This window comes from Acinetobacter sp. KB005, from assembly GCF_049949095.1.
Lineage (GTDB): Bacteria > Pseudomonadota > Gammaproteobacteria > Pseudomonadales > Moraxellaceae > Acinetobacter > Acinetobacter calcoaceticus.
The window spans coordinates 109,215-121,504 of sequence record NZ_CP188191.1 but is presented as its reverse complement, the minus strand read 5'-3'; the positions used below and the strand labels follow the sequence as shown (position 1 = coordinate 121,504).

At 39.2% G+C, this 12,290-nt stretch carries 13 protein-coding genes; 8 read left to right on the top strand and 5 right to left on the bottom strand.

Features of this window, described 5'->3' with window-relative positions; translation table 11 throughout:
* Positions 1-4: 4 nt before the first annotated feature.
* On the bottom strand, positions 5-319 hold the full coding sequence (gene gatC, locus ACPF64_RS00600; RefSeq protein WP_000107699.1) for an Asp-tRNA(Asn)/Glu-tRNA(Gln) amidotransferase subunit GatC: 315 nt from the start codon (positions 317-319) through the stop codon (positions 5-7).
* A 133-nt stretch (positions 320-452) separates the two neighbouring features.
* On the opposite strand from gatC, the gene ACPF64_RS00595 reads away from it, so the two are divergent.
* The 6 genes from ACPF64_RS00595 to ACPF64_RS00570 all read left to right on the top strand — a co-directional run bounded on the left by ACPF64_RS00595 (position 453) and on the right by ACPF64_RS00570 (position 5,274).
* Positions 453-1,493, top strand: a complete 1,041-nt coding sequence (locus ACPF64_RS00595) for a rod shape-determining protein (RefSeq protein ID WP_004789315.1) — start codon at positions 453-455, stop codon at positions 1,491-1,493.
* A gap of 16 nt (positions 1,494-1,509) precedes the next feature.
* Positions 1,510-2,367 carry a rod shape-determining protein MreC gene (gene mreC / locus ACPF64_RS00590; protein WP_004639055.1) on the top strand — a complete coding sequence of 286 codons (858 nt, stop codon included), beginning with the start codon at positions 1,510-1,512 and terminating at the stop codon, positions 2,365-2,367.
* Complete coding sequence (mreD, locus tag ACPF64_RS00585) at positions 2,354-2,845, top strand: rod shape-determining protein MreD (RefSeq protein ID WP_003655328.1); 492 nt, start codon at positions 2,354-2,356, stop codon at positions 2,843-2,845. Before mreC ends, mreD begins: the two co-directional genes overlap by 14 nt.
* The gene (locus tag ACPF64_RS00580; protein ID WP_005049963.1) at positions 2,833-3,393 is read left to right on the top strand and encodes a Maf-like protein; all 561 of its coding nucleotides are present in this window, start codon (positions 2,833-2,835) and stop codon (positions 3,391-3,393) included. The genes mreD and ACPF64_RS00580 overlap by 13 nt, the downstream gene beginning before the upstream one ends.
* A 113-nt stretch (positions 3,394-3,506) precedes the next feature.
* Positions 3,507-4,961 carry a ribonuclease G gene (gene rng, locus ACPF64_RS00575; protein ID WP_005036381.1) on the top strand — a complete coding sequence of 485 codons (1,455 nt, stop codon included), beginning with the start codon at positions 3,507-3,509 and terminating at the stop codon, positions 4,959-4,961.
* Between the two features lie 139 nt (positions 4,962-5,100).
* The gene (locus ACPF64_RS00570; protein ID WP_002116397.1) at positions 5,101-5,274 is read left to right on the top strand and encodes a PA1571 family protein; all 174 of its coding nucleotides are present in this window, start codon (positions 5,101-5,103) and stop codon (positions 5,272-5,274) included.
* 28 nt (positions 5,275-5,302) lie between these two features.
* Here ACPF64_RS00570 and ACPF64_RS00565 read toward each other — a convergent pair whose 3' ends face one another.
* On the bottom strand, positions 5,303-6,688 hold the full coding sequence (locus tag ACPF64_RS00565) for a WS/DGAT/MGAT family O-acyltransferase (RefSeq protein ID WP_426455149.1): 1,386 nt from the start codon (positions 6,686-6,688) through the stop codon (positions 5,303-5,305).
* 171 nt (positions 6,689-6,859) lie between these two features.
* Positions 6,860-7,594, bottom strand: a complete 735-nt coding sequence (locus tag ACPF64_RS00560) for a phosphoadenylyl-sulfate reductase (protein WP_426455147.1) — start codon at positions 7,592-7,594, stop codon at positions 6,860-6,862.
* A gap of 184 nt (positions 7,595-7,778) precedes the next feature.
* Here ACPF64_RS00560 and thrH point away from each other — a divergent pair, with 184 nt between their 5' ends.
* The gene (thrH, locus tag ACPF64_RS00555) at positions 7,779-8,396 is read left to right on the top strand and encodes a bifunctional phosphoserine phosphatase/homoserine phosphotransferase ThrH (protein WP_003655338.1); all 618 of its coding nucleotides are present in this window, start codon (positions 7,779-7,781) and stop codon (positions 8,394-8,396) included.
* 57 nt (positions 8,397-8,453) lie between these two features.
* Here thrH and ACPF64_RS00550 read toward each other — a convergent pair whose 3' ends face one another.
* Both ACPF64_RS00550 and ACPF64_RS00545 read right to left on the bottom strand, forming a co-directional pair.
* A complete protein-coding gene (locus tag ACPF64_RS00550; RefSeq protein WP_426455145.1) occupies positions 8,454-9,776 on the bottom strand; it encodes an OmpP1/FadL family transporter in 1,323 nt (440 codons plus the stop codon).
* A 600-nt stretch (positions 9,777-10,376) separates the two neighbouring features.
* Positions 10,377-11,075, bottom strand: coding sequence for an NAD(P)H-dependent oxidoreductase (locus tag ACPF64_RS00545; RefSeq protein ID WP_426455143.1), 699 nt, complete (start codon positions 11,073-11,075; stop codon positions 10,377-10,379).
* 153 nt (positions 11,076-11,228) lie between these two features.
* Between ACPF64_RS00545 and ACPF64_RS00540 the strand changes: the two genes are divergently transcribed.
* Positions 11,229-12,266, top strand: a complete 1,038-nt coding sequence (locus ACPF64_RS00540; RefSeq protein ID WP_426455141.1) for an AraC family transcriptional regulator ligand-binding domain-containing protein — start codon at positions 11,229-11,231, stop codon at positions 12,264-12,266.
* Positions 12,267-12,290: the final 24 nt, after the last annotated feature.

The window sequence follows — 12,290 nt, the reverse complement described above, 5'->3', positions numbered from 1 at the left end:
AAAGTTATTCAATCACGCGAGGAACAAGATACAAACCATCTTGAGTTGCGGGTGCAACTGCTTGGTACTCATCTCGATGATTGCTTTCAGTTACCACATCAGCACGTAAAGGTTGAGGATTATCAAAAGGACTCTTTAAAGGTTCTACGCCTTCAGTATCAATGCCTTTTAAGGTTTCCATCATGCCTAAAATTTTATTTAGACTTTGAGCATATTCAGCAGATTGCGTATCATTGAGCGACAATCGAGCAAGATTGGCGATTGCTGAAACTGTTTGTGCATTTAAATCTGCTGAATGCTGTGCATCCGATGTAGACATAACATCACCTAATCAGTATTAAAAATTTTCAAAATATCGTGCGTTATAATAAGCGATTGACTTGTTCAAATCATCACATTTAGTTTAAAGTTGCCACCTTGCATCCACATGAAAGTTTAACTGAGAACGAACCGTGATTCTAAAACGACTAATTGGCTTGTTTTCGCCGGATCTAGCCATTGATTTAGGTACAGCAAATACACTTATTTATGCACCAGGCCGCGGCATTATATTAAATGAACCAACAGTTGTGGCAATTCGTCACAGTGGTTCACAAAAAATTGTTGCTGCAGTAGGGCTGGACGCGAAACAAATGTTAGGCCGTACACCTGCGAATATTTCTGCAATTCGTCCAATGAAAGACGGTGTAATTGCGGATTTTGAAGTGACTGAAACCATGTTAAATCAGTTTATTGGTAAAGTTCACGAAAAACGTTTGTTCCCACCTGCACCTCGTGTGGTTGTATGTGTACCATGTAAATCAACTTTGGTCGAGCGTCGTGCGATTCGTGAAGCAGTATTTAATGCTGGTGCACGTGATGTTCGTTTGATTGAAGAGCCTATGGCTGCTGCAATTGGCGCAGGTATGCCAGTTGAACAGGCGTGTGGTTCTATGGTTGTGGATGTTGGTGGTGGTACAACAGAAATTGCAATTATTTCATTGCAAGGTTGTGTCTATGCTGACTCTTTACGCATCGGTGGTGATGTTTTTGATGAGCAAATCATCAATTATGTTCGTAAAGCTCATGGTTGCGTGATTGGTGAAACCACAGCAGAAATTATTAAAAAAGAAGTAGGTATGGCTGTTTCTGATGGCACAACATTAGAAATCGAAGTACGTGGCCGTAACCTTGCAGAAGGTGTACCTCGTGCGATTACTGTAACTTCTGACGAAATTACTCAAGCAATCTCTGATCCGTTACAAAACATTGTAAGCGCAGTAAAATCAGCACTTGAGCAAACTCCTCCAGAGCTTTCTTCTGATATCGCCGAGCGTGGTATTGTGTTGACAGGTGGTGGTGCGTTACTTCGTAACCTCGATAAATTGTTAGCTCAAGAAACTGGTTTACCAGTTGTGGTTGCTGAAGATCCTCTTACTTGTGTTACCCGTGGTGGTGGTAAAGTATTGGAGTTCTTTGACAATCCGAACCATGACATGCTTTTTGTTGGTTAAGTTTAAGGATTAGGCGGTGCAACCGAATATTTTTTCAAGACAGCCGCCATCTTTCCGCTCGTTTATTATTGCGGTCATTACATGCTTGGTTGTGCTATTTTTTGATTGGCGCATGCCGTATGTGATTCAGCCAGCAAGGGATGTCTTGTACGCTGCATATAACCCAATTTATGCATTGGCCAGTTATCCAGTACTGTCGAGAGAATGGCTGAATCAGCAAACAAAATCTGAAGCACAACTGCGTCGTGAAAATACTGCGATGCAGGCTGAGCTTTTACAAGCTCAAGTCCGCTTACAGAAGCTTTCTGAACTATCTGCTGAAAATACCCGTTTGCGAGGTCTCCTTGATACGCCATTAATTATTGATGGACGTATGGAGATTGCAGAAGTGATCGGGACAGATGCAGACCCATTACGTCATATCATCATTGTTAACCGTGGCTCTATGGACCATTTAAAAGTCGGTCAAACGGTTCTGGATGATAAGGGAATTATGGGGCAGATCATTAATGTATATCCTCATAGCTCACGTGTAATGTTGTTATCAGATAAAGAACATTCACTTTCGGTACGTCTTGAACGCACTGGAATGCGGGCGATTGTTTCTGGTACAGGTGATTTGGGTCGTTTGAAAATGGAATATGTGCCGACTAGTGCGAATATTCAAGTGGGCGATAAAGTGTTTAGCTCAGGTTTGGGTGAACATTTCCCAGCAGGGTATGCAGTAGGTACGGTTGCCAAAATCAAACGTCATAACTCAGGTGAGTTTGCGGAAATTGATGTAACACCAGCAGCACAATTAGCAACAGGACACCATGTAGTTGTACTTTTTTCGGATTCATTAGCAAAGGAGCAGCCATATGCCAATCGCTAAACTGAAACGAGAAAAGCGCAAAGATCCATTATGGGGGATTATTATCTCCGTTATCGTGGGTTCTGTGCTCATGGTTTACCCGCTGTCCTACGATATTTCAGGTTGGCGCCCATTATTCATGTTGATGATTATGCTGTTTTGGGTGGTATGTCAGCCAACGTGGTGTGGGGTCTGGTTTGCATTTGGAATGGGGATTTTTACAGACTTATTACTTGATGCACCTTTAGGTCTCAATGCCTTAAGCTTTGTAATTATGACTTTTCTTACACGTTTTTTAATTCGTGAACGCCGTATCTTAACCTTTGGTAATTTATGGACGATTGCAACTCTGGTCATTATTGCTCATTTAGCGTTTATGTGGGTAACCCAGACCATGGGTGGAATTCATTTTTCGATTGCTAGACACTGGCAACCATTAATGACAAGTATCATCACTTGGCCAATCGTCTATTATTGTTTGGCAAAATGGCGAATATAGTTTTAGCATCTAGCTCTCCTCGTCGGAAGGAGTTGTTGCAACAACTGGGTTTGGATTTTGAAATCTATAGCCCTGATATTGACGAATCTGTTCATGAGAATGAACTCGTTCATCAGTATGTTGAACGTTTAGCTAGAGAAAAAGCACAAGCTGTATTAAAACTTTTTCCAGAAGCAATTGTTATTGCTGCCGATACAAGTCTAGGGCTGGATGGCCAAATAATTGGTAAGCCTGAATCGAAAAGCCATGCTTTTGAAATATGGAAACAATTATCTGGGCGTTGGCATGACGTGTTTTCTGGAATATGTGTTGCTACTCAACAACAAATGTTGAGTCAGGTTGTACAGACACAAGTTGAGTTCCAACATCTGACTACGCAAGATATGGAAGATTATTGGACCACAGGAGAGCCTGTTGGGAAGGCCGGTGGATATGCAATTCAAGGGATTGCTTCTCAATATATTCCCCAAATTCAAGGAAGTTATAGTAATGTGGTAGGACTTCCTTTATACGAATTTGCACAGTTATTAAAAAGAGTAAAGACATAAGGGGTTGTTATCATTCTTAATTGAATAGCATTGTCGATGAACACTAGACAAAGTTAAAGTTAACAGCTTCTCTGACTCTTTAATAAAAATTTTATAATGCTTTGAGTTTATGTATGTCAGAAGAATTACTTATTAATGTCACGCCTATGGAGTGTCGGGTGGCATTAATCGAAAATGGAACTGTTAATGAGCTGTATGTCGAGCGTACAGTCAAGCGCGGTTTAGTCGGCAATATTTACAAGGGTAAAGTCGTGCGAGTGCTTCCGGGCATGCAAGCTGCTTTTGTTGATATCGGTTTATCCCGAACAGCCTTTTTACATATCAATGATATGGTTTGGCCTCGTTCACAGCCCACCCCAAACGTTTTTGAACTCTTACATCCCGGTCAAACCCTGACCGTTCAAGTCATGAAAGATATGTTAGGAACGAAAGGGGCACGTCTGAGTACAGATCTCTCAATTCCTTCTCGTTATCTGGTTCTCATGCCATATGGTAACCATATTGGAGTATCGCAGCGTATTGAGTCCGAAGAAGAACGAGAGCGACTACGCAATATTATCGAAAGTATTCAATCTGAACATAATCTGCCGGGTAGCGTGATTGTACGTACAGCTGCCGAAGGTGTGGATGAGGCAGAAATTGCACGGGATATGTGCTATCTGAGTAAATTATGGGAATACATCCAACGTAAGCAGATTGATGTTGCAGTTCCTTCCTTAATTTTTGAAGAGCTTCCATTACCTCAGCGTATTATTCGAGATTTAGCAAGCGAAGAAACTGCAAAGATTTATGTCGATTCGAGAGAAATTCATGCCAAGCTTCTTGAGTTTGTTGAAGAGTTTGTTCCGAATATGCAAAGTCGACTCATTCATTATCCGGGTGAGCGACCGCTATTTGATCTCTATAACGTCGAAGAAGACATTCAGAAAGCCCTTCAAACACGCGTTGCTTTGAAATCGGGTGGTTATCTGATGATCGACCAGACTGAAGCCATGACGACAATTGACGTTAATACTGGCTCATATGTTGGCGGTCGTAGTCTTGAAGACACCGTTTTTAAAACCAATATGGAAGCGACACAAGTCATTGCACGTCAACTTAGATTGCGTAATTTGGGTGGTATTCTCATTATTGATTTTATTGACATGCAAGAGGCAACTCACCGTGAAGAGGTGATGCGTCAGTTTGAAAAAATGCTTGAACGCGATCACGCCAAGACCAAAATCACTCAGGTATCAGAACTTGGTCTGGTCGAAATGACTCGTAAACGAACACGTGAATCGTTAGAACATTTGCTGTGTGAGTCGTGTCCAACGTGTCAAGGACGTGGTTTTGTCAAAACAGCAGAGACAGTGTGTTACGAAATATTTCGTGAGATATTACGATATACCCGCGCATTTGAGTCAACGAGTGGCTTTACTGTTGTTGCTCACCCTTCTGTGATTGACCGATTATTAACAGCAGAAGCACCCGCAGTGGCTGATTTAGAGCATTTTATTAACCGTGTCATTAAATTTCAGGTCGAAAATTTATATACGCAAGAGCAATACGATATCATTTTAAGTTAAAGTTGTAACAAGATATCGCTTAATCCTTGTTACAACTGAAATTTTACTTTCATTCATGAATTTTAAATACTACTTACATACAGTAGCCCTAGACGTTCTCCCTATTTAACGTCTTAGCAAACAATAAGAGGTATAACCCATGAATGTAAGTGAAAATTTAATTAGCAACGGTCTTAAACATGTTTTAGAAAGCACGCCAGTAAATAGTTGCTATATGTTGAATGACCAAGGTAAAGAAGTACCGATCACAACTGCAATGATTCGTTCAGTATGTCATCAGTTGCTTAACCAGTGCCGCACAATCAAAAAATAAGGGGCCAATTCAAAGCCCCTTAACTTTTCTAACTTGCTGAATGATGTTTCAGTTGCTTTTCTGCAATAATTTCTTCAAAACGTTGAATCTCATCTTCTAAATGAGTCAAAAGGTTTTGCATTTTTGGCAAAGCATTTCGACAAGCTGTTAATCCCACTTCAAGCTTATCTAAATAACTGGTCATGGTAATATTTAAAGCTTGTCCATCCATGACAATCGAAGCAGGGTAGAGAGCGTCTAATTTCGCGCCATTCCAATAAAGTGGCTCACGTGGCCCTGGTACATTGGAAATCACTAAATTGAACGCCTGACGCTTAGGAAGCATTCCTGACATGATGTTTAATCCTGCTGGACCATAAACAACCGCGCTATAGTTTAAAATTTCATTAGCAGTCATACGGCTAAAGCGTTGCTTTGAGTTTTGCATGCTGCGACGAATAATTTCTAGACGTTCTAACGGTTGGTCTTTATGAGTCCCTAAATTTGCCAGAATCATAGTAATCCGGTTACTCATATCAGAATCATCTGTGCGTAATGAAGCTGGAACCATGGCAATAAGTGGCTTTTTAGGTAAGCTATTTTGACTAATCAAATATTCACGTAAAGCACCAGAACATACTGCTAGCACAACATCGTTAATCGTTACGCCTAATGCTTTTGAAATTTTTCTAAGGCGGCTCAATTCAAAGGATTGGGCAGCAAAACGACGTGAAGCACTTACTCTTTGGTTCAAAATCGAAACTGGCGCCTGAAAGGTAGAAACATAATCAGGATTTTTGCCCATTTCTTTAAATATAGTCTGAGATAACTCTTGCATGACTTTAGGAGCTATATCGAGTTGAGACCTAATGCCTCCTAAAATACTCTTAATTTTACTTGTACTTGGAGTAGGCACTTTTAGGCGTTTAGTTCTTTTGCTCTCAACACACCATAAAGGAACCACGTGTTTCTCTTCAGGTGTTTTTGAAAGTGATTTCTCGATCAAACGCATACCAGCAACGCCATCAACCATTGCATGATGGATTTTAAAATACATGGCAAAACGGTTGCCTTCGATTCCTTCAATAATGTCACAGGTCCACAGCGGCTTGGCGCGGTCAATTAATGAGCTGTGTTGTTGCGAGATATAAACCAGAAGTTCACGAATGCGCCCAGGATGAGGTAAAGCAATGTGGCGAAAGTGATGATCGATATCGAACTCTTCATCCTCATCCCAAAATAGACCATTTAAACGGTTATTGAAGGGAGGAATAGGAATGCTTTTTGAGCGTTTAATATCTTCTACTAAATTATGTACAAAGGTTTCAGGTGCATTTTCAGGAATTTCAAATAAAAATAATCCACCGACATGCATGGGTTGCTGTCTTTTTTCAAGTGACAGAAAAATGAAATCAATTGGGTGTAATGGACGCATAAATCATTGTGCCTCATGCATTTTTCTAAGAAGCCCTTATCTGAGCTCTTGTTAGAATTATAGAACCGTAAAATTAAGTATATAGCGTTTAGAGTAGAGAAAATATGACTTTGTGTACGTAACATGACATAAAAAAAACCACTGATTTGCCAGTGGTTTTTTGATATCAAATTACTTTTTCATGTTGCCTGCATGTAATCCGCACTCTTTTTGAGTCGCTTCTTCCCACCACCAGCGTCCTTCACGTTCATGCTGGTTCGGTAATACAGCTCGTGTACATGGTTCACAGCCAATAGAAACAAAACCACGTTCGTGGAGAGGGTTATATGGAATTTCCATCATACGGATATAGCTCCATACTTCGGCACTTGTCCAATTCGCTAGAGGATTATATTTAATAAGTTGTTTATCTGGACCAGAAAAACCCGCATCAGCTTGTACCACGGGAATTTCTGTGCGTGTACCAGGGCTTTGGTCTTTACGTTGGCCAGTAATCCAGCCATCTAAAGTTGCAAGTTTTTTACGTAAGGGCTGAACTTTTCGAATACCACAACATTCCTGATGCCCATCTGTAAAAAAGCTGAATAAACCTTTTTCGTTTACCATGTTTTGAACAGCTTCAGATTCAGGAAAGCAGATTTCGATATTAATATTGTAGTGTTTACGGATAGTTTCAATAAATTGATAAGTTTCAGCATGGAGGCGGCCAGTGTCGAGACTAAAGACACGGAAAGGCTTGCCTAAACGTGAAGCAATATCAATTAAGACAACATCTTCTGCTCCCGAAAAAGAAATTGCAATTTCACCTTGTTGGCTTAAGGCTAGTTCTAAAATTTCCCGAGGGCTTTTGGTTGCATATTCAGCAGCAAGAGCATCTACGATATCAATAGTCGGAATAACGGTCATGTGTGTTCCTGGCAAAAGGCTTGGGCGCATTGAGTTATGAAAAATATTCTAAAGGATAGTTAATAAACTGCTTAGCACTTTAATTTCGATCCTTATGAATAAAATTGATTTGATCAATAACAACGCAAAACTGAAAATCTTAATGGTATGATACAGCAATTTTTAACCAACGTTGGAAGCATTCATGGAAATCGTATGCCTAGATCTTGAAGGGGTTTTAGTTCCTGAAATCTGGATCAATTTCGCTAAAAAAACAGGGATTAAAGAACTCGAGGCGACAACTCGTGATATTCCGGATTATGATGTTTTAATGACTCAGCGTCTTAATATTTTAAAACAACACGGTCTAGGCTTAAATGATATTCAAGAAGTCATTGCCGAGATGGGGCCTTTACCAGGTGCAAAAGAATTTGTTGAATGGGTGAGTACACATTTCCAACTCGTGATCTTGTCAGATACTTTTTATGAGTTTGCGCATCCTTTAATGAAGCAATTGGGTTGGCCAACAATTTTCTGTCATAAATTAGAGACAGATGAAGAAGGAATGATCACGGCTTATAAGCTACGTCAACCAGATCAAAAACGTGAGTCAGTTAAGGCACTACATGGCTTAAATTTCCGTGTAATCGCTGCTGGTGATTCTTATAATGATACAACGATGCTAGGCGAAGCTGACCATGGTTTCTTGTTTGATGCACCTGCAAACGTAATTGCCGAGTTCCCGCAATTCCCTGCAATTCACGGCTATGACGCATTAAAAGAAGCAATCCGTTCAGTTTCAAAGCGTAGCATTCCAGCTTAAATAGCAAAAATAAAAAAGGCGCTTTAAGCGCCTTTTTTATATGAATAGTTTTGAAACTTAGAATTTATAACCAAGTTTTAAACCGTAAGCGATAGCATTGTTGTCATCAAATGTACCAGCAGCTGAATGAGCGCCTGTAACAGCATCTGCATCACCCAACCAGAAATATTTTACACCGCCAGCAATAAACGTTTGTGGAGTAGGGCTGTATTGAACACCTAAGCCTAAGTTCCAATAACCTTCAGTTGGACCTAAAGTTGTAACAGGATTACCTGCGCCAGAGTCCCAACCTACAGAAACGTTACCCGCCCATTTATCAGTAAGCTTACGACCTACACCAGCAGTGACAGACCATTGGTCATCTGAGTAATCTACTAAATTAAATCCATTAGGTTTACCTAATTGAGGTAATAATTGACCAGCTGCCTTAGAAACAATTCCAAACTTGTGTGGTTGTACTGCAAAGTCTTTCCAGTTTACCCAGCGTACATTGGCGAATGCTACAGTATTTGCCATGATACCCGTTTGGAAATCAAGATTCACAGACTGTGGTGTTGTGATAGTAGTTTTGCCATCACCTTGAAGTGATGCAAGCTGTTTGCCAATTGCTGCTTGAGTTGCTGGATCAGTGATACCTAATGCACCAAATAGAAGTGCTGGGTTGGCAGCAACCAAGTTCACAATAGGAATGTTCTCTTTGATATTTACATCATGATCAATTTCAGAACGGTAAGTTAAAGAAGCTTTAAGCGCAATTTCTGGAATTTGATAAGCTACACCTGCTAGCCAACCAGCTCCACCAGTTTCTTTAATATCAGCGTCATAGCCATTATATAGGCTATAAGCTGAACCTCTTAAATGAACATTTCCTTTAATAGTTTGGTATACACCACCTCCATAAATATTCCAGTTTACTGTCGGTTGATAACCAAAAACGAAAGCAAGATTCTGTGTATCAACTTCTACAGATGTACCTCCAGTAATTGTATTACCTAAGCCGGCTTGACCTAATGTTGGACTTGCCGGTGAAGGTAATAAACGGTCATTTGGATTTGCTACAAAGTTGTTCTTACCTGTGTATTGAGCATCAGAACCAAAAGGTTGATCGTAAAGTAAACCAAAAGAGAATTTATCAGTAAGTTGTAATTTTAATGCCGCACTAGGGAAATAGTAGTCGTCTGCCATATCACCAGTAGCATTTCCAGAAATATCTTTACCTGATACATCTGGATCTAGAACCGAAATACCAGCTTCAAAGTAGTTTCCAGGCTGCAAAAATGCAGACATTGATTGTCCAGAGCGATCCAATGCTGCTGCAAAAACCCCAGTTGCAGGCAGCGTTGCTAAAATCATTGCAGTGCTCAGATGTTTTAATTTCATTTTAATCTTTCCTTGAACTTCAAGACATTTTTTTAAAAGTAACAGAGTTAAACCGTTTAAACTGTGTTGCCTTCAAAGCTTTTAATTACAACTTATAAAAGCTTTGATAACTCCATGTAACAAAAATAGCATAATTACAATAAGAGTAAATCTGTTATATGAACTGAAGAGTACTCACTTTTTATACAAATAGTGTCAATAATGGATGAAATATTAAGGAATATTTTCATTGGTAAATTATTTTAATTGATTGATATTTATATTTTTTGCCTATTATTAATGAGGTTTGTTTTAGTGACATTTTTGTCACAAATCCAAGAAAAATGGTCAAAGATTTTTTTGTAAAAATATGAATTAATTGATTATGAAATGAGTATTAGTTGTCATTTTTACTTGATAAATCTAGTTTCTCTACATCTGTATATTATTGATTCAGTTTTATATTCTAAATTTTTAGGAAAAATTCCCCTTTATTTTTTTACCATTTGATCTATTTTTTAGGCGATTTAATTTTACATTTGAGCGTCTGTAATTTAAAGAATAACCGAAAATAAAAAACTAACTTTCGGTTGTCCTATTTTTTAGATTTAAAACATACCACTAGAGGGGATACAGTCTGTCATCAAACTCTTCAAGTTTTGGAAACTTTAATGGTTCTAGTTGGTCCAGGTGAGTGAGATAAGTCACGTAGTCTTCGAGGAGAGTTTCTCTGGCTTCTTGGCTAATATAAGGTACATGGTAGGCAGTGAATGGTGGTAGAACTTCAAAACCAGCATATGCCAAAGTACCGCGTTGGATTGGTGATAGATAATGTTCGATTGGACCATGAATAGCGTTTTCTCCAAACATATGTGTTCTACCGCCGAGTGTTAAACACAGCATGGCTTTTTTACCAGTCATTCCGCCGTGGTTATAAAAGCGTTTTCCACCGTAAAAGAGCCCTGAAACAAATACACGATCAATCCAGCCTTTTAAAATTGCTGGTACAGAGGTCCAGTAAAGGGGGAAATTTAAAATGACTAAATCAGCTTTTTTTACTTTTTCAATTTCTGCCTGAATATCCGGAGCTAGAAGTTGATTTTTACTGGCATTTCTTTGTTCTAGAGCATAGTTAAAATAGTCAGGCTGATTGAGCTCTAAAAAATCCTCTTTGGATGCAATGGGGTTAAATTGCATGGCATATAAGTCTGAAACCTCTACGCGATGTCCCAGTTTTTCTAAGGTTTGCTTTGCTGTACTTTTTAGAGCGGTGGTAAAAGATTGTGGTTCTGGGTGGGCGTGGACAATCAGGATATTCATAGGGGCACCTGTGTTTTTCAGAAATTGTACTGTTTAGTGCAATTAAGCGGATTTTGCTTTGAATGACTATGCCTGAATTTAAAAGCATGGCATAGTTCATGAACTGACAGTTTTTACCATTTCGCGCCATTTATTTTGCTCAATGGGTTACTCATGAATCCAGAATTACCCGGAACTTATATTAACTTAATCGTCGAGACTGTTAAGCGGTGGGGTGTCTCTTGTGAGCAGCTTTTAGATGGAAGCGGCATAACAGTAGATCAATTAAAAAAACCATATTGGTATGTAGAATTTAATCATCTAAATCAGCTCATTGAGCGGGCCATCGAGTTGTGCAAAGAGCCTGCATTAGCGGGGTATTTGGCTTTAGAAATGACTGCTTCATGTTATGGTTCAATCGGAATGGCTGCCATGGTTTCTCCAAATTTAGGAGAAGCACTGAAAATACTTGAACAGTTCATTGGGTCACGTTGTGAGGTTTTTAAACCAGAATTAAAACAAGAAAATAATTATGCATATTGGTTCATTCAACAGCCTGTAAAGGAATTTCAGTTGAGTCCAAATGCCAACATTTTTTTATTGGTAGGCTTTGTTCAAATTGCAAAAAATTTAACAGGCTTATCCAATTTAGGGAAAGTTGAATTACAAATGCCGGAACCGATAGGTTTTGCTCAAATAAGTAGCCAACTGGCAGTCACTTGTTTATTTAATCAAAAACGCAATAGCTGGATATTTCCAAAAGAATATTTAACACAGCCTATATTAACAGCAGATTCGATGTTGGCGCCTTTGCTAAATGCACAATGCAAGCGAGATATAGAAAAATTAAAGTTACACAGTGGCTGGAAATTGCAAGTCAAACAAGTTGCTGAAAAATTACTTGTAAATGGCGAGATTGAGACATTAAAGGTAGGGCAAGTGGCTCAAGTCATGAATATTTCAGAGCGAACTTTGCAACGATACTTAGCCATTGAAAATACAAGTTTTACCATCTTGGTTGACTCACTGAAAAAGCAACATGCCCAGAAACTTTTAGCTCAAAATAACATGTCGATTGAAAAAGTAGCTTTAACTTTAGGTTATGCCGAGACTTCTCATTTTACCCGTGCGTTTAAGCGTTGGATGGGAGTCACACCGAAGTATTTTCAGACCCACAGCAAAATGGATGAATTGAGTTCACATTTGGGTTAGAGAGGCCACTGATTTAATTGCATG